We start from the raw sequence: 21394 nt of genomic DNA, 5'->3' as shown, positions 1-21394 counted from the left end.
CCGCCCCCGGTCGCGGGGGCTCCAGACGGCGGGCGGCGGGTGACCGGCGGGGTCAGCGGGACCAGCGGGACCAGCGGGACCAGCGGGATCACGGCGGGCGGGCCCCGCGCCCGGCGCCCCGCGCGCCTACGCCACCGGGGGCGGCCGGTCAAGTAGGGATGGGGAACGCCCCGAACGCTGATTCGACTCCGCTCGATAACGAATGTCGGAGCGGTCTTTAAAGATCAAGATTGTCCGGGCTACGTTCTGTCCCATCGCGATCACGGGGGATTTTCGGCACCACCGTTGTTCTCAAAGGAGTCCGCATGCGCGTACGCGCGTCGAGGGGTCTGGTAGCCGCGGTCACCACCGCGGCCCTGGCCCTGCCCGTCGTCTCCGCCGTCCCGGCGAGCGCCGATCCGAACCCGGAAGGGCTCAGCCGTTCGGTCAAGGTCCCGTCCGTCAAGCAGCATCTGGTGAAGTTCCAGCAGATCGCCGACGCCAACGGCCGCACCCGGGCGTCGGGCACCCCCGGTCACGAGGCGTCGGTGTCCTATGTCGCCGGCAAGCTGCGTGCCGCCGGGTACGACGTGACCCTCCAGGAGTTCGAGTTCCCGTTCTTCCGCGAGCTCACCCCGTCCGTCCTGGACCGGGTCTCCCCCGCGGCGAAGAACTACGCGCGCGGCACCGACTTCAGGGTCATGACCTACTCCGGCTCGGGAAACGTCACGGCCGCGGTGCAGGGCGTGGACCTTGTGCTGCCGCCGAGCCCGGCTCCCAACGGCTCGTCCTCGGGCTGTGAGGCGAGCGACTTCGCGGGCTTCACCCCGGGCAACATCGCCCTGATGCAGCGCGGCACCTGCAACTTCCAGGTCAAGGCCGAGAACGCCCAGGCGGCCGGGGCCGCCGGAGTGATCATCTTCAACGAGGGGCAGCCGGGCGAAGGCCCCAACGACCGCACGACCCTGCTGAACGGCACCCTCAACGAGCCCACCACGCACATCCCCGTCGTCGGCACCACCTTCGCGGTCGGCAACGAGCTGGCCGCGACCGGGACGACGGTGCGGCTCGCGGTGAGCGCCGAGAGCGACCTGCACCGCAAGACCCGCAACGTCATCGCCGAGAGCCGCAAGGGCGACCCTGGCAAGGTCGTCATGCTGGGCGCCCACCTCGACAGCGTCCCCGAGGGGCCGGGCATCAACGACAACGGCTCAGGCAGCGCGGCCATCCTGGAGACCGCGCTGCGGGCGGGTCACCTGCCCACCCGCAACCGGCTCCGCTTCGCCTTCTGGGGCGCCGAGGAGCTCGGCCTGCTCGGCTCCGAGCACTACGTGGACAGCCTCTCCGCCGAGGAGAAGGCCCGGATCAAGCTGTACCTGAACTTCGACATGATCGCCTCGCCGAACTACATGCTGGGGATCTACGACGGCGACGACTCCGACAAGACGGGCGCCCCGGCGGGCCCGGCGGGGTCGGGCGAGATCGAGAAGCTCTTCGAGACGTACTACAGGGCGATCGGCCAGCCGTACGTCGGCACCGACTTCACCGGCCGGTCCGACTACGGGCCCTTCATCGCGGTGGGCATCCCGTCCGGCGGCCTGTTCACCGGCGCGGAGGGCGTGAAGAGCGCCGAGGAGGCGGCCAAGTTCGGCGGTGAGGCCGGGGTCGCCTACGACAAGTGCTACCACCAGGCGTGCGACACCATCGCCAACGTCAACGACAAGGCGCTGGCGATCAACACCGGCGCGGTGGCGACGGCGGCGTTCGTCTACGCCTACAGCCGTGACCTGCCCGGCGGCGGCACGCCCGGCGCCACGCAGGCGGGCACCGGGGGCGGCGGCCTCGGAGCCGACCACGACCACGGCGGCGTCTCGCAGTGACCCGCGGGGGGTACGGCCGCGCCGGCCGTACCCCCCTTCGGCTCCCGCGGCTAAAGTCGGAGCCATGCCGCTGGGTGAAATAGGTGAATCAGGCGAACTGCGTGTTCTGGGGGCCTGTCCGCTGGACTGCCCCGACACGTGCTCGTGGGTCGTGACGGTGCGGGACGGCGAGGCCGTCGGGCTGCGGGGCAACCCCGACCAGCCCTACACCCGGGGCGCGCTCTGCGTGAAGGTCAACCGCTACCTGGAGCAGGTGAAGTCGCCCGAGCGCCTTCTGTATCCGCTGCGCCGCACCGGCCCCAAGGGGTCGGGCGAGTTCGAGCGGATCACCTGGGACGAGGCCCTGGAGGAGATCTCCGTACGGCTGCGCGGGATCGTCGACGAGCACGGCGGCGAGGCGATCTGGCCGTACCAGGGCACCGGGACGCTCGGCTACGTCCAGGGCGTCGAGGGTGAGGCCGGGCGCCGGTTCTGGAACGTGCTGGGCGCCTCCCGGCACGTCGCGAACATCTGCTCGGCCGCCGGAAACGCCGGCCTGACCGAGATCAACGGCACGCCCGGCGGGATGGACCCCGAGACGTTCGCGCTGTCGAAGCTGATCCTGCTGTGGGGCACCAACACGCTGACCAGCGGCCACCACCTGTGGAAGTTCATCCAGGACGCCCGCGCGGACGGGGCGCACGTGGTCGCGATCGACCCGATCCGCACCCGTACCGCCGACCAGGCCGACGAGTACCTGCCGATCCGGCCCGGCACCGACGCGGCGCTGGCGCTGGGACTGCTGAACGTGGTCCTCTCCGAGGGCGCGGAGGACCGCGACTACCTCGACCGGCACACCGAGGGCTGGGAGGGCTTCCGGGAGGAGATCCTCCGCCACCCGCCGGAGACGGTCGCGGAGATCACCGGGTTGCCCGAGGCGGACATCCGCGCTCTGGGGCTGCGGCTGGCGCACACCCGGCCCACCGGCATCCGGGCCACGATGGGCATCCAGCGGCACGCCGGCGGCGGCGCCGCGCTGCGCACGATCGCCGCCATCCCGGCGGTGACCGGCGACTGGCGTCGTCCCGGCGGCGGAGTCGCCTACTCCACCAGCGGATACGTCCACCTGAACATCGACACCCGCGACGACCTGCTCGCCCGGCCGGTGCGGCGGCGGACGATGACCCGGCTGGCCGACGAACTGGACGAGTCGGTGAAGTGCCTGTGGGTGTACGGCGCCAACCCGATGGCCTCCACCTCCGACCAGAACCGCATCCGCGAGCGGCTGCTGCGCGAGGACCTGTTCACGGTCGTGATGGAGCACTTCCCCACCGACACCGTCGACTACGCCGACATCGTGCTGCCCGCGACCATGCAGATCGAGCACACCGACCTGCACGCCGGCTACGGGCACATGTACCTGATGTGGAACGAGCCCGCGGTCCCGCCGCCCGGCGAGTGCCTGTCGACCATGGAGACGTTCCGCCGGCTGGCCCGGCACATGGGGCTGACCGAGCCGTCGCTGTACGACTCCGACCTGGAGCTGGCCGAGCAGCTCCTGTCCTCCGGCCATCCGTCGCTGGCCGGGATCACGGTGGACCGGCTGCGCAAGGAGGGGTGGGTCCGGCTGAACGTGCCGCAGCCGTTCACGCCGTTCGCCGACGGCTTCCCCACCCCCTCGGGGAGGCTCCGGTTCGGCTCCGGACCCGCCTACGTCCCCCCTCGCACGGCCTCGGCCGACGGCGGGCCGTACCCGTTGGCGCTGGTCACCCCGGCCGCGCACATGTTCCTGAACAGCACCTTCGGCAACAACCCCGAGCTGCTGCGGCGCTCCCGGGGCCCGCGGGTCCTGGTTAACCCGGCCGACGCCGGGCCCCGGGGGCTCGCCGACGGCCAGCGGGCCCGGGTGTTCAACGACGTCGGCGGGTTCGAGGCCGTGGTGGAGATCAGCGACCGGGTACGGCCCGGCGTGGTGGCCGCCACCAAGGGCCACTGGCGCAAGCTGAGCGCCGGTGGCTCGACGGTGAACGCCGCGGTGGAGGCGCGCGACGCCGACCTGGGCCGTGGCGCCGTCTACCACGACAACCTGGTCGAGATCAGCGCGAGTGCTTCGTGACGAACGCCGTGATCGCCTGGAGCGCCTTGTCGCCCTGCGCGGCGGTGAACAGGGCGCTGGCGTGCTCCCGGCCGTTCAGCACGAGGAGCTGGCGGTCGGCCGACTTCTTCGCCTCCTCGTAGACGGCCTGTACCTGGTCGAGCGGGGCGGTCGAGTCCTCGTCGGCGGTGACCTGGAGGAAGGGCGCCTTGAGGGCGGTGACGTCCTCGGGCAGGGTGGTGCCGCCGGAGACGCTGATGACCCCGGCCACCGGGAACTTCAGCATCCCGGCCGCGAGCACGGACTGCCGCCCGCCCATGGAGCCGCCGACCAGGAACACCTTCTCGACGCCCGCGTCGTGCAGCCGCCGGGCCATCTCCACGGTGTCCTTCTCGGGGTTCACCACGTCGTTGCGGTCGAACAGCAGGACTCGGCGGCCCTCGGCGACCAGCCGCTCGGCCAGCGGCAGCCAGTCGCACACGGTGCCGCGGCGCTCGTAGGAGACGACCGCGCCGACCTTCCCCTTACCCATGATCACACCCTTGGTGACGGTGCCGTCGCGGGTGTACTTGAAGATCTTGCCCATGTCCGCGGTGACGCAGCCGGCGATGTTCTCCCCGGTGGGGGTGGGGCTGGGCTGCGGGCTCGGCAGGCCGGCCGGGGTGGGGCTCGCGGTGCTCCCCGTGGGGCTCGCGGCCGCGTCACCGGTGGCGCTCGCGGCGGCGCTCGCGGTGCCGGCCGGGGTCGCCACCGGGTCGCCGGTGTTCCCGCCGCAGGCCGTCAGCAGCATGGCCAGGGCTCCCAGCCCCAACACGTGTCGTCTCATATCGCCCATCCCGTCGGCTCGTGTGTAGCGGTGGGGACGAGGATAACGATCAGCCCAGGGTGAGCTTGTATCCCTCGTGGGAGGCGACGAAGCCGAGCGAGTCGTAGAACCGGTGGGCGTCCTTGCGGGCCTTGTCGGTGGTGAGCTGGACCAGCGCGCAGCCGCGGGCGCGACCCCGCTCGACGGCCCACTCCATCATCCGGCGGCCCATTCCCCGGCCGCGCAGCGGGGCGGCGACGCGGACCGCCTCGATCTGCAGCCGCAGGGCGCCGCGCCGGGAGATGCCGGGGATGTAGGTCAGCTGCATCGTGCCCACCACCTCGCCGTCCAGTTCGGCGACGACGAGCTCGTTGCCGGGATCGGCCTCGATGGCGTCGAAGGCGGCGCGGTGCTCGTCGCCGAGCTCACCGGTACGGGCGGCCGCGATGGCGTCGTCGGCGATCAGGGTCACGATGGCCGGCAGGTCGCCGGGGCGGGCGAGGCGGAGTTCCACGGGCATGACGGTCAACCTACCGGGGCGGGGTCCGGCGGGGCCGCAGGGGGCGTGGGCACGGGGCCGCAGCGTGCGGAGGCGCGGAATCGCAGGATGAGGGGGGTGCGGAGTCGCGGGGTGCGGGGTCAGGGTCGAAATCAGGGTCTCTCCCCGATGCGGTCAGGGGGACGCGGAAGGCACCCTGAGTGCATGAGCAACGAACTGACTCGACGTGACGAGATCTCACTCGCCGGAGCCGCCCTGCACGGCGCGCCCTGGAAGGCCGCCGCGGTGACCGGCGGCACCGTCGCGGCCGTCAACTTCGGCCTCGGCGTGATCCTGCCGGGAAGCGCCGACCTGACCTGGGCGCTGGTGCTCGGCATCGGCCTGTTCAGCCTGGTCGCGTCGATCGGCGCGGTCTCCAGGCCCGAGAAGGGGGACCGGGTGACCCGGCAGGCCCGCCTCTGGGCCCTGCGCCACCCCTGGCGTTTCTCGCTCTACCCGGCGCTCGGGGCCGCCGCGCTCATGTATCCGGTCCAGCTCGTCGTGGACGGCGAGGGCGTGTTCGGCGCGGCGCTCGACGCGCTCCAGGGCGGCGTCGCGGTGTACCTCATCACCGCGTTCCTGACCCTGTTCTTCCGGGGGCGTGGCCGCGACCAGCGCTCCCTGCCGTACGGCGGCTGAGCGCGGGCGGGGCGTTCAACCACCCGTGGACGGCGGCGCGCCCGCCGCCTCCGCCGCCGCCTTCAGGCGTTCCAGGGTCCGCAGCATGTTGGCCCGGTTGTGGGCGGCCCGGTCGCGGACCCCGGAGACGAGCCCGCCCAGCAGCCGCATGACGGGACCGCGGGTGTCCCAGGTGCTCTGCTCCACGTGGCAGCCGGTCTCGGAGGGGGTGATCTCGAAGCGCCAGATCGCCACGTCCAGCAGGCCGCCCGCGCGGACGCCGTAGGCGAAGACCCGGTGGGGATCGGCGACGGTGACCGTGCAGAGCGTGGACCACCGCCGCCGGCCGTTCCTGTTGTGCCCGCGGAACCTCGCGCCGGGTCGCGGCCCGCGGATCGGGCCGACCCACTCGGCGCTCTCGCACTCGACGTTCCAGCCGCTCATGTCCGTGACACCGGTGACGAGCTCGTAGACCGTCTCGGGCGGCGCCGAGACGCTGATGCTCACGGACGCGCTCGGGGGGCTCATGACCGCAGCATTCCGGAGCGAACATCATTCCGGCAAGACCCGCCGCCGGGCGGGGACCGGCCGCCCGTCCCCTAAGGCGCCGGACTCTTCCGGCGCCTTCCGGAGACACAGCGCCTTCCGGAGACACAGCGCCGGCTCCAGGCACGGCGCCGTCCCGGGGCCGGCCCGGGGCCGTCGCCCGTTCCGGGCGGGACCCGCGTCAGGACTTCTCGTACTCGGCCCGGCAGACGCAGAACTCGTTGCCCTCGGGGTCGAGCATGGTCACCCAGCCCCTGCCGTCCGGGGCGCGCCGGTCGTCGTGAACCGTGGCGCCGAGCTTCAGCAGCCGTTCCACCTCCTCCTCGCGGGTGGTACCGCCGGATCCGGTGACGTCCAGGTGGACGCGGTTCTTGACCGTCTTGCCCTCGGGAACCCTGATGAACAGCAGGCCGGGCGCGCCCTGCACGAGGACCTCGTCGTCGTCGGCGCCGTCGTCAGGGTGGACCGGCCGCCCGGTGGCCTGGCTCCAGAAGGTCGCCAGCGCGTACGGCTCGGCGCAGTCGAAGGTCACGTAGGGGATCTCAATCATGGCCCTCACCCAACCGTGACACCTGCTAAGCCGTCAAGCAGGTTACACAGCGCGTCCCTCCCACCACACCGTGAACCACCGCTCGCGCGGGAGCGGCCACATGCCCAGGGCGACGGCGGTCCCGGCCACCTCCTCCGCCCGGTTCGGGGCGAGGCAGAGCCGGCGGCAGGCGCTTTCGGCGAGCTCGTCCAGCGACGCGTAGCGGGGCAGCGGAGCCGCGCGGGACTCGTGGCCGACCTCGTGGCCGAGCGCCCCGGCGACGGCCACCAGGTCGTGGACGGTCGGCCGGGCGGGGCGGGGAACGCCGTGGAAGTGCCGCCACAGCGGGGCGAGCCAGCTCATCGGGTGGCGTTCGGTGAGTTCCAGGACGACCCGGCGCCGGGCGTGACGGGTCAGCTCGGACAGGAACGCGGCCAGGTCGGGGACGTTGTAGACGACGTGGGCGGCGATCGCGACGTCGGCCACCGGGGTGCGGTCCGCCACGTCGGGCCAGCGGCCCGGCACCGTGCGGACCGGGACGCCGAGCCGTTCGGCCCGGGGCGTCAGTTCGGCCAGCATCTCCGCGGAGACGTCCACCGCGACCAGCTTCCCCAGGCGGCCGGCCAGCGGCAGCGAGGCCGCCCCGGTTCCGGCGCCCACGTCGAGCACGCTCCCCCCGGCGGGCAGGGCCTCGGCGACCCTGTCCAGGGACGGGCCCTCGGGAGCGGCGAGCGCGTGCTCGGTGCGCTGGGCGAACCGCGCCGGGGAGTGCCCCCAGGGACTCGCCGGGGCCCGCCTGAGGATGTGCTCGGGGATGTCCCACCGCGCGAGGTCCGCGCGCCACCCCTCGTCCACCGGCCGCCGGCGCCGGTCCGTCCGCCGCCCGGCCACCGGCCGCCGGCCCGCCGGCCGCTCGTCCGCCCGTGGTCCGTCCGCCGGCCCCCGCCCGTCCGTCCCGCCGTACGACTTCGTCATGTCCCGAGGGTACGGCGGCGCGCCCAGGGCGTCCCGTGACCGCGGACGGCACGTCCGGGCGTGTCCCGGACCGCGGCTCCGGAGGGCCCGGGGGCGGCGTCAGAAAAGCTTGCCGAACTGGTCGATCAGCGTCAGAACAGAGAAGTAGCCGAAGAAGGCGAAGGTCAGCAGCACGATGACCAGCCGGTATCCGCGGATCCTGATGGGGCCGGGGAGCAGTTTGCGGTTCAGCAGGGCCAGCAGCGCCGAGTACAGGAACATCATGATCCCGCCGACACTGGCCGAGATGACCAGCAGCGTGATCGGCTGGTCGAAGCCGACGGTGAGCATCGCGATGCCGAACAGCACGATGAACCAGACGACGAGGCTGTAGACGCGGCTCTCGGTCCAGCGTGTGCTCTCGGGCAGGTAGACCGTCTTGACCACGTCGGCGACCATCCGGGCGACGTAGTCGCAGATGCCCATGCTGGCCGCGAACAGCGACAGCGCGCCCACCGCCCAGAAGAAGACGCCGAACCACGACAGCCGCTGGCCGAGCACCTCGCCCTCGGTCTTGAGGAAGGTGATGTCGTTCGCGGTCTGGGCGCCGAAGACCGTGGAGTAGGCCAGCATCGACATCAGGAAGATCGTGACGATGGTGATGGCCACGAACGAGACGAGCTGCTCGGTGTTGGCCACCCGCCACCACGCGCGCCAGCGGCCGAGGTTGGCCTCGTCCGGCTCGAAGGTGTAGCCGGTGGCGGGGGCGGCCTGGTCCTCGCCGGTCACCGGGGAGACCAGGCGCGGGATGCGCTCGCCCATCCCCATGTTCTTGTCCCTGATCCAGTTGCTCTGCACCAGGTTCTGCCCGCCTCCGGCGCCGGCGAAGGCCATCGCGCCGAGCACGAGGGCCGCGCCGAGCTGACCCGGGACCTGGCCGACGTGGGTGACCGCCTCGCCCAGCCCGCGGTAGGCGTCGCCGGTGATGGCCAGGAACAGCGCGATGACCAGGAAGAGGAGGACCGCGCCGACCTTGATGAACTGGGTGGCCTCCAGGGTCCGGTAGACGACCGGGGAGAGGGTCAGCGCCGCCGCGATCACCAGCAGCTCCACCACCGCGATGATCGTGACGTCGCCGCGGCCCACGGCGTAGGTGAGGACGGTGGCCGAGCTGGTGGCCCAGCCGGGCCAGATGTTGGCCAGCACCGCCATGAGGGCGAACACCAGGCCCCAGTGGCGGCCGAGCCGGCTGAAACCGGTGAGCGCGGTCTCCCCGGTGGCCAGGGTGTAGCGCTCGATCTCCATGTTGAGGAAGTACTGGGCGACCACGCCCACGACCGCGGCCCACAGGAAGACGAGGCCGACATTGGCGGAGATGTAGGGCCAGATGACGAACTCTCCCGAGGCCAGGCCCACTCCCGCGGCGATCACCCCCGGCCCGAGCACTTTGCGCAGCGGTTGCGCGTCCGGCAGGTCGGCATGGCGGAACCCAGGAAGCCCCATGGGAGAAGGCTTCCCCGAGGAGGTGTGACAAACGTCCCATCGTTGCCGTTTTTTAGGGGTTACTCGCGGGTAGCATTGTCGGTAAGGTTACTGGCGAGTATGCAAGCGTCCCGGTTCACCCGTGTGAAGGAGCCGACCCCATGGGCCACTACAAGAGCAACATCCGTGACCTGGAGTTCAATCTCTTCGAGGTGTTCGGGCGCCGGGACATCCTGGGCGGCGGCCTGTTCGCCGACATCGACGAGGACGTCGTGCGCAGCGTCCTGGACGAGGTGAACCGCCTCGCCACCGGCGTGCTGGCCGACTCCTTCGAGGAGGGCGACCGCAGGCCGCCGGTGTTCGACCCGGCCTCCGGCGCCGTCACCATGCCGGAGGGTTTCAAGAGGTCCTTCGCCGCCTACCGTGACGCCGGCTGGACCAACCTCGGCCTGCCCGCCGAGCTGAACGGCCCCGGCCTGCCCAGCAGCGTCACCTGGGCGCTCGCCGAGCTGGTGCTCGGCGCCAACCCGGCCATCTGGATGTACTCCAGCGGCCCCGCCTTCGCCCACGTGCTGCACACGATCGGCACCGAGGACCAGAAGCGCTTCGCCGAGCTGGCCATCGAGCACCAGTGGGGCGCCACGATGGTCCTCACCGAGCCCGACGCCGGCTCCGACGTGGGCGCCGGCCGCGCCAAGGCCGTTCAGCAGCCCGACGGCACCTGGCACATCGAGGGCGTCAAGCGCTTCATCACCAGCGCCGAGCACGACATGGCCGACAACATCTTCCACCTCGTGCTGGCCCGCCCCGAGGGGCACGGCGTCGGCACCAAGGGCCTGTCGATGTTCCTGGTCCCGAAGTACCACGTGGACCTCGCGACCGGCGAGCCGGGTGAGCGCAACGGCGTCTACGTCACCAACGTCGAGAAGAAGATGGGCCTGAAGGTCTCCACGACCTGCGAGCTCACCTTCGGCGAGAAGCACCCGGCCATCGGCACGCTGGTCGGCGACGTGCACGAGGGCATCAAGCAGATGTTCATGGTCATCGAGCACGCCCGCATGATGGTCGGCACCAAGGCGATCGCCACCCTCTCCACCGGCTACCTGAACGCCCTGGAGTACGCCCGGCAGCGGGTGCAGGGCGCGGACCTCACCCAGATGGCCGACAAGGCCGCCCCGCGCGTCACCATCGCCCGCCACCCGGACGTCCGCCGCGAGCTCATGCTCCAGAAGTCGTACGCCGAGGGCATGCGCGCGCTGGTCCTGCTGACCGCGACCTACCAGGACGCCGTGCAGATCGCCGCGTTCGAGGGCCGCCGCGACGAGCACGCCGAGGCCATGAACGACCTGCTGCTCCCGCTGGTCAAGGGCGTCGGCTCCGAGCGCTCCTACGAGCTGCTGGCCCGCTCGCTGCAGACCCTGGGCGGCTCCGGCTACCTGCAGGACTACCCGATCGAGCAGTACATCCGGGACGCCAAGATCGACTCCCTCTACGAGGGCACCACCGCCATCCAGGGCATGGACCTGTTCTTCCGCAAGGTCATGCGCAACCAGGGCGTCGCCCTCGGCACGCTGTACGGCGACATCAAGGCGTTCGCCGCCTCCGACGCCGGCAACGGCCGCCTCAAGGAGGAGCGCAAGCTCCTCGGCGAGGCCGCGGACGAGGTCAAGGCCATGGCCGACACGATGGCCGGCTGGACCATCGCCTCGCTGGAGACGCCGCAGGAGGTCTACAAGGTCGGCCTCAACACCACCCGGTTCCTGCTCGCCCTCGGCGACGTGGTGATCGGCTGGCTGCTGCTGCGCCAGGCCGAGGTGGCCCTCTCCGCGCTCGGCGAGTCCGACCGGGACAAGGCGTTCTACGCCGGGAAGGTCGCGGCGGCCTCGTTCTTCGCCCAGACCGTCCTGCCCCGCCTCGCCGCCGAGCGCCGGGTGCTCGCCGCGACGAACCAGGACCTGATGGAGCTGCCCGAAGAGGCCTTCTGATCCGCCGGTCCGGCCTTCCGGCCCGCCGATCCCGGCCCTTCCCGAAGACGCCCCGCTCCCGCGGCAGGCGGTGACGGGGGGCGGTCCCGCCCGCGGGACCGCCCCCCGTCCGCGTTCCCGCCGGTCCACGTTCCCGGCCTTCCCGCCGCCTCCCGCCCCTCGGTCTCCCAGCCGCCTCCGGCCACCCGGCGCCTTCCCCTGCCCGCCGCTCCGGACCCCCTTTCCGGTCCTCCGTTCCCGGGCCTTCCGGACGGGCCCGTACCGCGCCGGTGGTGGGATCGCGCGGAAAGGGGTATGAGAGATCACAGACGCTCTCTTTGCCTGATCACTACCTGTGTCCGGAGGGTCCGATGGGTGTCGGGGTCAGCATCTTCTTCCTCACGATCGGCGCCATCCTCCGGTTCGCCATCGAACCCGACGTCCTCGGCGACAACGTGCACATCGACGTCATCGGGGTCATCTTCATGATCGTCGGCGCTGTCGGGGTGGTGCTGAGCGTGGTGCTGGCGCCCCGGCGCGGGGCGACGTCGGAGGGCCGCCTGATGCACCGGGAGAACCACCCGCCGGAGCTGTGACGGCGGCCCGACGACACGACCGGCGAGACGCGCGCCCGGGGCCCGCCGTACCTCCGGCCGAGGTCAGCCGACGTACTGCACGGCCGCCCGTGAGGCCAGGATCGGCTTGACGTGCTCGGCGATCACCGCCTGGTGGGCCGGGTGGTCGCGGTAGACCAGGTAGTCGTCGGCGCTGTCGAAGTCGGCGACGACCGCGAAATCGTGGTTGCCCGGGTTCACGCCCGCGTCGGCCCCGACGGCGTAGGAGCGGATCTCCGGAATGATCCCCGGGAGCCGGCGCAGCTCGGTCGCGACCGCGGCCTTCTGCTCCTCGGTGGCCGTCTCGGACCAGGTGAACAGCACGACGTGACGGAACATGGCCTTCCCTTCGCTCGGATGCCCCGTCAGCGTACGGCCGGGCCCTCCGCGGCCCTCCGGCACCCCGCCGCAACCGTTCCACCCCGGCCTTCGACTCCGCCGTACTATCTGCCCGAAATGCCTGGATATCTGCTATTTATTTGTTATTTATACACATCTGTGCGCCTTTGCCAACCTATAGGTGGTTTGCGGTGACTTGATCGCTCCGCCTCCGGCACGCTGTGAACTGTCCAGCAATCCAGGAGGACGGGTCACGTCTTCTCGTGGAATCGGAGGACCGCATGAAAAGCAGAACGGCCGCCTCGTTCGTCACGGGCCTGATGGGCGCCGGGCTCATCGCGGGAGCCCTCGTCGCCGGGCCGGCGCAGGCGTCGTCCTCGACCACCACCTCGACCCCGGCCGTCCAGGGGGTCACCGCCTCCAACTTCGTCACCGGATGCGGCTGCTGCCGCCGCGGTTGCGGCTGCCGTCGCTGCGGCTGCGGGTGGCGCAGGTGCGGCGGCTGCGGCGGAGGCTGCGGCGGTGGCGGCGGCTGGGGCTGGGACGACTGGTGGTAAAAACCCGCGGCGCCTGACGGGCGCCTGAGAACCGCACGGCCGGAAGGTCGCGCCCGCCTTTCCGGCCCATATGGAAAAACCATCCCAAGAAACAGGAGAAAAGGTTTCGGGATGCTGTTTCACGGGGTGGCATTTCCCAGGATCGGAGCCCCGCCGCGGGCCCGTCCCCTTTTCCCGGGGGCGGGCCCGCGTTTCGCGGAAACCGGCCTGTTCAAAGAAACCGGCCGCCTTCTGCTCGTTCTACGGGGTCAGCTCCAGGCGAGCATGCGGAGCGGGTCCTCCAGCATGGCCCCGATGTCGCGCAGGAAGAGCGAGCCGAGCTCACCGTCGATGACCCGGTGGTCGAAGGAGAGCGCGAGCGTGCAGACCCTGCGGGGCACGACCTGCCCGTCCACCACCCACGGCAGGTCCCTGACCTGGCCGAACGCCAGGATCGCCGACTCACCCGGGTTGAGGAGCGGGGTGCCCGCGTCCACGCCGAACACGCCCACGTTCGTGATCGTGATCGTGCCCCCGGACATGTCGGCGGGCTGGGTACGGCCGGCCCTGGCCGTCTCGGCGAGGGAGCCGATGGCCCGGGCGAGGTCCGGCAGCGATAGCTCGTGCGCGTTCTTGACGTTGGGAACGAGCAGGCCGCGCGGGGTGGCCGCGGCGATGCCGAGGTTCACGTAGTGCTTGACCACGATCTCCTGAGCGACCTCGTCCCACGTCGAGTTGATCATCGGGTACCGCCGCGCGGCGACGAGCACCGCCTTGGCCACCAGCAGCAGCGGCGAGACCTTCACCTCGGCGAAGTCGGGCAGCGCCCGCAGCCGGGCCACGGCCTCCATCGTGCCGGTGACGTCCACCTGGAGGAACTCGGTGACGTGCGGCGCGGTGAACGCCGAGGCCGTCATGGCCTGCGCGGTCGCCCGGCGCACCCCCTTGATCGGGATCCGCTCCTCACCGCCGCGCGCGGCCGGGACCGCCCGCTCGGCCGCCTGCGGGGCCGTACGGCCGGCTCCGGACGCCGCGTCGGCCACGGCGTGGACGTCCTCGCGGGTGATCGTGCCGTGCGGACCGGTCGGGGACACGGCCGCCAGGTCGACCCCGAGGTCCCTGGCCAGCTTGCGCACCGGGGGCTTGGCGAGCACGGCGGCCCGCCGCGCCGCCGGGCCCGCGGCCGGCGTCTCCTGGAGGCCGGGCTCCGGCGCCGGCCGTACCGGGGCCGGCCGCACCGGGACGGCGGGAACGGCCGGGGCCGCCGGAACGCCTCCCCACGCCGGCGGGACCGCTTCCGGAGCCGCCGCAGCCGCTTCCGGAGCCGCCGGAGGGGCGGTGGAGGCGCCCGCGGACGAGACCGCCGGAGGGGCCGCCGAGGACTTCCGGGGACGGCGGCGGGCCGCACCGGGCTTGACGCCGTAGCCGACCAGGACGGGCTGGCGCTTCTCCGTAGGCGGCTCGTCCGCCGCGGCGGGCTCGGGCACCATGTCCTCGGCCAGGGCCTGCGCGCGGCCGGCCGTACCGGCTACTGGGGCGGCGGCGGGGCCGGAGCCGTCGTCCACCGAGATGATCGGCCTGCCGACGTCGACGGTCTCGCCCTCGTCGGCCATCAGGGCGGCCACCACGCCCTCGAACGGGCAGGGCAGTTCGACGACGGCCTTGGCCGTCTCGATCTCCACGATGATCTGGTTGACCTTGACCGGGTCGCCGGGCTTGACGTGCCAGCGGACGATCTCCGCCTCGGTCAGGCCCTCGCCCACGTCGGGGAGCTTGAACTCCTTCATCCTCGTCTCCCCTCAGAACGCGAACAGGCGGTCGACGGCGTCGAGGACCCGGTCCAGGTCGGGCAGGTAGTGGTCCTCCAGCCGGGAGGGAGGGTACGGCGTGGACGGCCCGCCGACGCGCAGCACCGGGGCCTCCAGGTTGTAGAAGCACCGCTCGGTGAGCCGGGCGGCGATCTCCGCGCCGAACCCGTTGAAGACCGGCGCCTCGTGCACCACCGCGCAGCGCCCGGTCCTGACGACCGACTCGGCGACCCGGTCGATGTCCAGCGGGTTGAGCGAGCGCAGGTCGACGACCTCCACGGAGCGGCCGTCCTCCTCGGCCGCCGCCGCGGCCTCCAGGCAGGTCCGCACCATGGGGCCGTACGCCAGCAGGGTGGCGTCGGCGCCGGGCCGTACGACGCGGGCCTGGTCGAACGGCGTCCAGCCGTCGGAGGGGGCGGAGGTGTCGACGTCGGCCTTCTCCCAGTAGCGCCGCTTGGGCTCGAAGAAGATGACGGGGTCCTCACACCGGATCGCCTGCTGGATCATCGTGTAGCCGTCGGCGGGGTTGGAGCAGGCCACGACCCGCAGGCCGGCGGTGTGGGTGAAGTACGCCTCGGGGGACTCGCTGTGGTGCTCCACCGCGCCGATGCCGCCGCCGCAGGGGATGCGCACGACGACGGGTAGCTTCAGCTTGCCCAGCGAACGCAGCGGCATCTTGGCGAGCTGGGTGATGATCTGATCGGCCGCCGGGAAGACGAAGCCGTCGAACTGGATCTCGCAGACCGGGCGGTAGCCGCGCAGCGCCAGGCCGATCGCGGTGCCGATGATGCCGGACTCGGCCAGGGGGGTGTCGATGACCCGCTGCTCGCCGAAGTCCTTCTGCAGCCCGTCGGTGACCCGGAACACCCCGCCGAGTTTGCCCACGTCCTCGCCCATGACGAGGACCTTGGGGTCGTCCTCCATGGCCTTGCGCATGCCCTCGTTGAGCGCCTTCGCCAGCGTGAGAGTCGTCATCCCTCGAACCCCTCCAGGTAGGCGGCGAACTGAGCGCGCTCCTCGTCCATCAGCCGGTGCGGCTCGGCGTAGACGTGGTCGAAGATGGCCAGGGGCTCCGGATCGGGCAGTTCGAGACAGCGTTTGCGCACGTCACGACCCAGCTCGTCGGCCTCGGCGTCGATCGCGTCGAAGAAGTCCTGGTCGGCGATCCGGTTCTTGAACATGTAGGCGCGGACCCGCTCGATCGGGTCCTTGAGCTTCCACGCCTCCAGCTCGTCGGCCAGGCGGTAGCGGGTCGGGTCGTCGGAGGTGGTGTGGGCGCCCATCCGGTAGGTGAACGCCTCGATCATCATCGGGCCCTGCCCGGACCTGGCGTCGGCCAGCGCCTTGCGGGTGACCGCCAGGCAGGCGAAGACGTCGTTGCCGTCGACCCGGACGCCGGGGAAGCCGAAGCCGCTGGCCCGCCGGTACAGCGGGATCCGCGACTGCTTCTCCAGCGGCTCGGAGATGGCCCACTGGTTGTTCTGGCAGAAGAACACGACCGGCGCGTTGAACACCGACGCCCAGATGAACGACTCGTTCACGTCCCCCTGGGAGGTGGCGCCGTCGCCGAAGTAGGCGATCGTGGCGGCGCCGTTCTCCCCGACGGCGCCGTCGCGCTGGACGCCCATGGCGTAGCCGACGGCGTGCAGGGTCTGGCTGCCGATCACGATGGTGTAGAGGTGGAAGTTGTGCTCGGCGGGGTCCCAGCCGCCGTGGTTGACCCCGCGGAACAGGCCGAGGAGGTTGACCGGGTCGACGCCCCGGCACCAGGCCACGCCGTGCTCGCGGTAGGTCGGGAAGACCATGTCCGACTCGGCGAGCGCCCTGCCCGAGCCGATCTGCGCCGCCTCCTGGCCGAGCAGCGAGGCCCAGATCCCCAGCTCTCCCTGGCGTTGCAGGGCGACCGCCTCCAGGTCGACGCGGCGCACCAGGACCAGGTCCCGGTACAGGCCGCGGACCTCCTCGGGGGTCAGATCGATGTCGTAGTCGGGATGCTCGACCCGTTCGCCTTCGGGGGTCAGCAGCTGGACGAGTTCCGGGGGTGCTTCCGCACCACGAGGGGCCTCGGTTGTCACGCGCCTCTCCTGTGTGCTCGGGGCCGTCGGGACGGGTTCTCCGCCTCTGCCCGGCCGGTCAGGGAAGCATGCGAACCGAATGATGGTGGTTCGTATGCGTTTGTGGACATCGTGGCAGAGGTCACATACCCATGCGCAAGACCTGGCCCGGCATCCATAAGCTCCCCGTTCCCGACAGGCGCCCCGCTTACGCCCGCCCGGGGACGCCCGGCCCGGCGACGAGTCGCCGTCGCGGGCGGCTACGCTTGAGGCCCCGATCCGTCCCCGCTCCCAGCAGGAGGAACACCGTGGCGCGCGTCATCGTCGACGTCATGCTCAAGCCCGAGATTCTCGACGCGCAGGGTCAGGCGATCGCCCGCGCGCTGCCGCGGCTGGGCTTCTCCGGCGTCGCCTCGGTACGGCAGGGCAAGCGGTTCGAGGTCGAACTCGACGGCCCCGCCGACGACGCCGCGCTCGCCGACGTCCGGAAGATGGCCGAGACCCTGCTGGCCAACACCGTGATCGAGGACTACACCGTCACCGTGGAGCCGGCCGAGTCGTAGGGCCCCCTGCCGGTCCGCGAGCCGGTTCCGCGGGTCGCGGGCCGAGGCGTAGGACCCTCTGCCGTTCCGCGGGTCGCGGGTCGCGGGCCGTGGCGGGAGCCGGAGATGACGCCGCCGGGCGGCGTGTTCCGCCCGCCGGACCGCGCCGTGTCACGACGGCGCGGTTCACGCGGCATTCCTCCGGGAGGGTTCCGCGATGGATGGCCGTAATCCCACGGCTTGACCAACGCTAAATAAGATCAGGGTTATTTTGCGGTTAGCCCGGAATCTGTGGGGAAGCCTTGACAGGGTGACGTCTGGCCCCGGGAGGAATCCGGTGGATATCGAGTTCTCACTGGCACTGCCGAGGGAGGCCATGGGTATTCCCATGGTCCGGCGGGCGCTGGGCGACGCCCTGCGTTCGCTCGGCGTCGCCGAGAGCTGCGTCTCCGACATCCTCCTCGCGGTGACCGAGGCATGCGCCAACGCGGTCCGCCACGGCGGGCCCGCCAACCGCTATCTGGTCGAGGTCTCGATCGGGCACGGCCGCTGCGACGTCCGCATCATCGACCGCGGCCACGGGCTGCCGAGGATGCCCGAGCAGTATCCCCCGACGGACGCCGAGCACGGCCGGGGCATCCTGATCATGCAGGCCGTGGTGGACGAGATCTCCTTCGGCATCACCCCCGGCCGGGGGACCACCGTGCACCTGTGCAAGCACCTGGCCTGGGACGACGAGCCGGTCATCCCCCGCCAGCGGGCGCTCGCCGCCGTCTGACCCGCCGTACGGCCGGGCCTTTCCGGATGTGACCTGACAGGGATGGTTTGTGCGATCCTCCAAGGCGCGCCTCCGTGGAATGCGGCGGGTTGTGCGATCGGACGGATCCCGTGCGTCCTCATCTCCGGCGAGCGGATAGCCTGGGCGCACCGCCGCAGACCGCCGTCCGCTGGGTGAGACGGCCGGCGCGGCGCTCGTTTGTGGAGGGGAACGCTGCCATGAGTGCTGCCCGCGTGGGCGTCGTCACTTTTCCCGGGACTCTTGACGATCAGGACGCGGCCCGTGCCGTACGGCACGCCGGTGGCGAGGCCGTGCCGCTCTGGCACGCGGACCCCGACCTCAAGGGGGTGGACGCGGTCTTCCTGCCCGGCGGGTTCTCCTACGGCGACTACCTCCGGTGCGGGGCCATCTCCCGGTTCGCGCCGCTGATGGAGGAGCTGATCCCCGCCGCGAGGGCCGGGCTCCCGGTCCTCGGCACCTGCAACGGCTTCCAGATCCTCTGCGAGGCCCACCTGCTGCCCGGCGCGCTGATGCGCAACGCCGGGCTCCACTACATCTGCCGGGACCAGCGCGTCCGCGTCGAGAGCACCGGCACCCCCTGGACCTCCGACTTCACCGAGGGCCAGGAGATCGTGCTGCCGATCAAGCACGGCGAGGGCCGCTACGTCGCCGACGCGGCGACCCTGGCGGCGCTGGAGGCCGGCGGCCAGGTCGTCTTCCGCTACGCCGGGGGCAACCCCAACGGCTCCATGAACGACATCGCGGGCATCCGCAACGAGGCGGGCAACATCGTCGGCCTCATGCCCCACCCCGAGCACGCGGTCGAGGACCTCACCGGCGCCCCGAGCACGGACGGCCGCGGATTCTTCTCCTCGATCCTGAAGAGGCTGGTGAACCTGTGAGCGAGCGACCCGGCGAGCACGGCGTGACCCTCGACACCGTCAAGCGGGCCGAGGACACCCCCGACGAGCGCCAGCCGTACGCCGAGCTGGGCATGAAGACCGACGAGTACGAGCGGGTCCGGCAGATCCTCGGCCGCCGCCCGACGAGCTCGGAGCTGGCCATCTACAGCGTCATGTGGAGCGAGCACTGCTCCTACAAGTCCTCCAAGGTGCACCTGCGCCAGTTCGGCGCCAAGGCCCCCGCCTCCGACGCGCTGCTCGTCGGCATGGGCGAGAACGCCGGCGTGGTGGACATCGGCGACGGCTGGGCCGCCACCTTCAAGATCGAGTCGCACAACCACCCGTCGTACGTCGAGCCGCACCAGGGCGCGGCGACCGGCGTCGGCGGCATCGTCCGCGACATCATGTCGATGGGCGCCCGGCCGATCGCGGTGATGGACGCCCTGCGGTTCGGCGCGGCCGACGCCCCCGACACCCGGCGGGTGCTGCCCGGCGTGGTGGAGGGCATCAGCCACTACGGCAACTGCCTGGGCCTGCCCAACATCGGCGGCGAAGTCGTCTTCGACCCCTGCTACATCGGCAACCCGCTGGTCAACGCCCTGTGCGTGGGCCTGCTCCGCAAGGACCAGATCAAGCTGGCCACCGCCCCCGGGCCGGGCAACAAGGTCGTGCTGTTCGGCGCGCTGACCGGCCCCGACGGCATCGGCGGCGCGTCCGTGCTGGCCAGCGCGACCTTCGAGGACGAGTCGCAGGCCAAGCGGCCCAGCGTCCAGGTCGGCGACCCGTTCATGGAGAAGCTGCTGATCGAGTGCTGCCTGGAGCTGTACCAGGCCGACGTGGTCGTCGGCATCCAGGACCTCGGCGCGGCCGGCGTCTCCTGCGCCACCACCGAACTCGCGGCCAAGGGCACCGGCGGCATGGACGTCCGGCTCGACCTCGTCCCGCTGCGCGATCCGTCGCTGCGGCCCGAGGAGATCCTGATGAGCGAGTCGCAGGAGCGCATGATGGCGGTCGTCACCCCCGACGACATCGACGCCTTCATGGCGATCTGCGCCAAGTGGGACATCCCCGCCACCGTCATCGGCGAGGTCACCGACGGCGGCCGGCTGGTGATGACCTGGTACGGCGAGACCATCGTGGACATCCCTCCGGGCACCGCCGCCGACGAGGGCCCGGTCTACGAGCGGCCGTTCCACGAGCCCGCCGGCCAGGCCGCACTGAACGCCGACGACCCTGCCCGCCTGCCGCGCCCCGACGATCTGCGGGCGACGCTGCTCACGCTGCTCGGCTCGCCGAACCTCGCGTCGAAGGAGTGGGTGACCTCCCAGTACGACCGCTACGTCCGGGGCAACACCGTGCTGGCCCAGCCCGCCGACGCGGGCGTGCTGCGGATCAGCGAGGTCATGCCGGGCGCCGAGGAGACGGTCCGGGGCATCGCGCTGGCCACCGACGGCAACGGCCGCTACGCCCGTCTCGACCCCTACGCCGGGGCCCAGCTCGCCCTGTCGGAGGCGTACCGCAACGTCGCCGTGACCGGCGCGCGGCCGCTCGCGGTGACCGACTGCCTGAACTTCGGCTCCCCGGAGGACCCGGAGGTCATGTGGCAGTTCGCCGAGGCCACTCGCGGCCTGGCCGACGCCTGCAAGACCCTCGGCGTGCCGGTGACCGGCGGGAACGTGTCGTTCTACAACCAGACGGGCACCACCGCGATCCACCCGACCCCGGTCGTCGGCGTGCTGGGCGTGATCGACGACGTGGCCCTGCGGGTCAGGAACGGCTTCACCGGCGAGGGCGACCGGGTCGTCCTGCTGGGTGACACCCTTCCGGAGTTCGGCGGCTCGGAGTGGGCCCACGTCCTCCACGGCCACCTCGGCGGCCTGCCGCCCCAGGCGAACCTGGAGGCCGAGCGCGCCCTCGCCCGCGTCCTGACCGACGCCGCCGCCCAGGGCCTGCTGACCGGGTCGCACGATCTGTCCGACGGCGGGCTGGCCGTCGCGCTGGCCGAGGCCGTCCTCGCCCACGGCGTCGGCTGCTCGGTCTCGCTGCCGGGTGACGACGCGTTCACCGACCTGTTCAGCGAGTCGCCGGCGCGCGCGCTGGTGACGGTGCGGCCCGAGTCCTTCGACGCCTTCGCCGAGCTGTGCGCCGCCCACGAGGTGCCCTGCCTGAACCTGGGCGTCACCAGCGGCTCCTCGCTGGCCGTCGAGGGCGTGCCGGCCATCCCGGTCGCCGAGCTGCGGGAGACCCACGAGGCCACCCTGCCGGGCATCTTCGGCTGATCTTCCCTGAAGGGGCCGGTCTTCCGGGAGGGGCCGACCGCTTCCTGAGGGCCGGCCCCTCCCGGAAGAAGGCGGCTCTCAGGAATGAGCCGGCCTTCCGGAAGAAGGCGGCCCCCGAGGAAGGCGGCCCTCCGGAGAAAGCGAAGGGGAGGCGCGGGCCGGGCCCGCGCCTC

The 21394-nt window shown here is 71.8% G+C and carries 20 protein-coding genes; 10 read left to right on the top strand and 10 right to left on the bottom strand.

Going from position 1 to position 21394, the window contains the following annotated elements; translation table 11 throughout:
- The first annotated feature begins 305 nt into the window (after positions 1-305).
- Positions 306-1859 (top strand): M28 family metallopeptidase, encoded by a 1554-nt coding sequence (locus tag AB0D67_RS17675; RefSeq protein WP_362935999.1) that lies wholly within the window; start codon positions 306-308, stop codon positions 1857-1859.
- 64 nt (positions 1860-1923) lie between these two features.
- On the top strand, positions 1924-3954 hold the full coding sequence (locus tag AB0D67_RS17670; RefSeq protein ID WP_362935996.1) for a molybdopterin oxidoreductase family protein: 2031 nt from the start codon (positions 1924-1926) through the stop codon (positions 3952-3954).
- On the opposite strand, the gene AB0D67_RS17665 is transcribed toward AB0D67_RS17670, so the two are convergent.
- Complete coding sequence (locus tag AB0D67_RS17665; protein WP_362935993.1) at positions 3935-4759, bottom strand: dienelactone hydrolase family protein; 825 nt, start codon at positions 4757-4759, stop codon at positions 3935-3937. The two genes, AB0D67_RS17670 and AB0D67_RS17665, sit on opposite strands and share 20 nt — an antisense overlap.
- Before the next feature lie 49 nt (positions 4760-4808).
- Entirely contained in the window at positions 4809-5258 is a 450-nt protein-coding gene (locus tag AB0D67_RS17660; RefSeq protein ID WP_362935990.1) for a GNAT family N-acetyltransferase, read from the bottom strand.
- 183 nt (positions 5259-5441) lie between these two features.
- Between AB0D67_RS17660 and AB0D67_RS17655 the strand changes: the two genes are divergently transcribed.
- Positions 5442-5915 (top strand): hypothetical protein, encoded by a 474-nt coding sequence (locus AB0D67_RS17655; protein WP_362935987.1) that lies wholly within the window; start codon positions 5442-5444, stop codon positions 5913-5915.
- A 15-nt stretch (positions 5916-5930) separates the two neighbouring features.
- Here the strand turns inward: AB0D67_RS17655 and AB0D67_RS17650 are convergent, their stop codons facing one another.
- The 4 genes from AB0D67_RS17650 to AB0D67_RS17635 form a co-directional block, all read right to left on the bottom strand.
- Positions 5931-6422, bottom strand: coding sequence for an SRPBCC family protein (locus AB0D67_RS17650; protein WP_362935984.1), 492 nt, complete (start codon positions 6420-6422; stop codon positions 5931-5933).
- 199 nt (positions 6423-6621) lie between these two features.
- Positions 6622-6990, bottom strand: coding sequence for a VOC family protein (locus AB0D67_RS17645; RefSeq protein ID WP_362935981.1), 369 nt, complete (start codon positions 6988-6990; stop codon positions 6622-6624).
- Positions 6991-7032: 42 nt separating this feature from the next.
- Positions 7033-7944, bottom strand: a complete 912-nt coding sequence (locus AB0D67_RS17640; RefSeq protein WP_362935978.1) for a class I SAM-dependent methyltransferase — start codon at positions 7942-7944, stop codon at positions 7033-7035.
- Between the two features lie 99 nt (positions 7945-8043).
- On the bottom strand, positions 8044-9426 hold the full coding sequence (locus AB0D67_RS17635; RefSeq protein ID WP_362935975.1) for an Nramp family divalent metal transporter: 1383 nt from the start codon (positions 9424-9426) through the stop codon (positions 8044-8046).
- 140 nt (positions 9427-9566) lie between these two features.
- Between AB0D67_RS17635 and AB0D67_RS17630 the strand changes: the two genes are divergently transcribed.
- Positions 9567-11390 (top strand): acyl-CoA dehydrogenase, encoded by a 1824-nt coding sequence (locus tag AB0D67_RS17630; protein WP_362935972.1) that lies wholly within the window; start codon positions 9567-9569, stop codon positions 11388-11390.
- Positions 11391-11740: 350 nt separating this feature from the next.
- Positions 11741-11965 (top strand): DUF6458 family protein, encoded by a 225-nt coding sequence (locus tag AB0D67_RS17625; RefSeq protein WP_179822481.1) that lies wholly within the window; start codon positions 11741-11743, stop codon positions 11963-11965.
- A gap of 63 nt (positions 11966-12028) precedes the next feature.
- Here AB0D67_RS17625 and AB0D67_RS17620 read toward each other — a convergent pair whose 3' ends face one another.
- Positions 12029-12322 (bottom strand): Dabb family protein, encoded by a 294-nt coding sequence (locus tag AB0D67_RS17620; RefSeq protein WP_362935969.1) that lies wholly within the window; start codon positions 12320-12322, stop codon positions 12029-12031.
- 281 nt (positions 12323-12603) lie between these two features.
- Here AB0D67_RS17620 and AB0D67_RS17615 point away from each other — a divergent pair, with 281 nt between their 5' ends.
- A complete protein-coding gene (locus tag AB0D67_RS17615) occupies positions 12604-12879 on the top strand; it encodes a hypothetical protein (RefSeq protein WP_362935966.1) in 276 nt (91 codons plus the stop codon).
- 248 nt (positions 12880-13127) lie between these two features.
- On the opposite strand, the gene AB0D67_RS17610 is transcribed toward AB0D67_RS17615, so the two are convergent.
- From AB0D67_RS17610 to pdhA, 3 genes are read right to left on the bottom strand one after another with little or no spacing between them, the layout of a single operon-like run.
- Complete coding sequence (locus tag AB0D67_RS17610) at positions 13128-14645, bottom strand: dihydrolipoamide acetyltransferase family protein (protein WP_362935963.1); 1518 nt, start codon at positions 14643-14645, stop codon at positions 13128-13130.
- A gap of 12 nt (positions 14646-14657) precedes the next feature.
- Positions 14658-15641, bottom strand: a complete 984-nt coding sequence (locus AB0D67_RS17605) for an alpha-ketoacid dehydrogenase subunit beta (protein WP_362935960.1) — start codon at positions 15639-15641, stop codon at positions 14658-14660.
- Positions 15638-16741, bottom strand: coding sequence for a pyruvate dehydrogenase (acetyl-transferring) E1 component subunit alpha (gene pdhA, locus AB0D67_RS17600; RefSeq protein WP_362935956.1), 1104 nt, complete (start codon positions 16739-16741; stop codon positions 15638-15640). The genes AB0D67_RS17605 and pdhA overlap by 4 nt, the downstream gene beginning before the upstream one ends.
- A 287-nt stretch (positions 16742-17028) precedes the next feature.
- Here pdhA and purS point away from each other — a divergent pair, with 287 nt between their 5' ends.
- The 4 genes from purS to purL all read left to right on the top strand — a co-directional run bounded on the left by purS (position 17029) and on the right by purL (position 21221).
- The gene (gene purS, locus AB0D67_RS17595) at positions 17029-17283 is read left to right on the top strand and encodes a phosphoribosylformylglycinamidine synthase subunit PurS (RefSeq protein WP_362935953.1); all 255 of its coding nucleotides are present in this window, start codon (positions 17029-17031) and stop codon (positions 17281-17283) included.
- 316 nt (positions 17284-17599) lie between these two features.
- Positions 17600-18040, top strand: a complete 441-nt coding sequence (locus AB0D67_RS17590; RefSeq protein WP_362935950.1) for an ATP-binding protein — start codon at positions 17600-17602, stop codon at positions 18038-18040.
- Positions 18041-18258: 218 nt separating this feature from the next.
- Positions 18259-18942: a phosphoribosylformylglycinamidine synthase subunit PurQ gene (gene purQ / locus AB0D67_RS17585; RefSeq protein ID WP_362935947.1), complete on the top strand. Its 684-nt coding sequence runs from the start codon at positions 18259-18261 to the stop codon at positions 18940-18942.
- Between the two features lie 23 nt (positions 18943-18965).
- Positions 18966-21221, top strand: a complete 2256-nt coding sequence (gene purL, locus AB0D67_RS17580) for a phosphoribosylformylglycinamidine synthase subunit PurL (RefSeq protein WP_362936017.1) — start codon at positions 18966-18968, stop codon at positions 21219-21221.
- Positions 21222-21394 lie beyond the last annotated feature (173 nt).

The sequence above is a fragment of the Streptosporangium sp. NPDC048047 genome, assembly GCF_040653115.1.
Lineage (GTDB): Bacteria > Actinomycetota > Actinomycetes > Streptosporangiales > Streptosporangiaceae > Streptosporangium.
Note: the sequence above shows the minus strand (reverse complement) of the source record. Positions and strands in the feature narration are given on the sequence as shown.

Excerpts from the sequence above, each read along its gene's own strand:
- AB0D67_RS17660 (WP_362935990.1), bottom strand. The coding sequence starts at position 5,258 with ATGCCCGTGGAACTCCGCCTCGCCCGCCCCGGCGACCTGCCGGCCATC.
- AB0D67_RS17655 (WP_362935987.1), top strand. The coding sequence starts at position 5,442 with ATGAGCAACGAACTGACTCGACGTGACGAGATCTCACTCGCCGGAGCC.
- AB0D67_RS17645 (WP_362935981.1), bottom strand. The coding sequence starts at position 6,990 with ATGATTGAGATCCCCTACGTGACCTTCGACTGCGCCGAGCCGTACGCG.
- AB0D67_RS17640 (WP_362935978.1), bottom strand. The coding sequence starts at position 7,944 with ATGACGAAGTCGTACGGCGGGACGGACGGGCGGGGGCCGGCGGACGGA.
- AB0D67_RS17615 (WP_362935966.1), top strand. The coding sequence starts at position 12,604 with ATGAAAAGCAGAACGGCCGCCTCGTTCGTCACGGGCCTGATGGGCGCC.
- AB0D67_RS17610 (WP_362935963.1), bottom strand. The coding sequence starts at position 14,645 with ATGAAGGAGTTCAAGCTCCCCGACGTGGGCGAGGGCCTGACCGAGGCG.
- AB0D67_RS17625 (WP_179822481.1), top strand. The coding sequence starts at position 11,741 with ATGGGTGTCGGGGTCAGCATCTTCTTCCTCACGATCGGCGCCATCCTC.
- AB0D67_RS17630 (WP_362935972.1), top strand. The coding sequence starts at position 9,567 with ATGGGCCACTACAAGAGCAACATCCGTGACCTGGAGTTCAATCTCTTC.
- purQ (WP_362935947.1), top strand. The coding sequence starts at position 18,259 with ATGAGTGCTGCCCGCGTGGGCGTCGTCACTTTTCCCGGGACTCTTGAC.
- AB0D67_RS17620 (WP_362935969.1), bottom strand. The coding sequence starts at position 12,322 with ATGTTCCGTCACGTCGTGCTGTTCACCTGGTCCGAGACGGCCACCGAG.
- AB0D67_RS17650 (WP_362935984.1), bottom strand. The coding sequence starts at position 6,422 with ATGAGCCCCCCGAGCGCGTCCGTGAGCATCAGCGTCTCGGCGCCGCCC.
- AB0D67_RS17675 (WP_362935999.1), top strand. The coding sequence starts at position 306 with ATGCGCGTACGCGCGTCGAGGGGTCTGGTAGCCGCGGTCACCACCGCG.
- AB0D67_RS17605 (WP_362935960.1), bottom strand. The coding sequence starts at position 15,641 with ATGACGACTCTCACGCTGGCGAAGGCGCTCAACGAGGGCATGCGCAAG.
- AB0D67_RS17635 (WP_362935975.1), bottom strand. The coding sequence starts at position 9,426 with ATGGGGCTTCCTGGGTTCCGCCATGCCGACCTGCCGGACGCGCAACCG.
- AB0D67_RS17670 (WP_362935996.1), top strand. The coding sequence starts at position 1,924 with ATGCCGCTGGGTGAAATAGGTGAATCAGGCGAACTGCGTGTTCTGGGG.
- AB0D67_RS17665 (WP_362935993.1), bottom strand. The coding sequence starts at position 4,759 with ATGAGACGACACGTGTTGGGGCTGGGAGCCCTGGCCATGCTGCTGACG.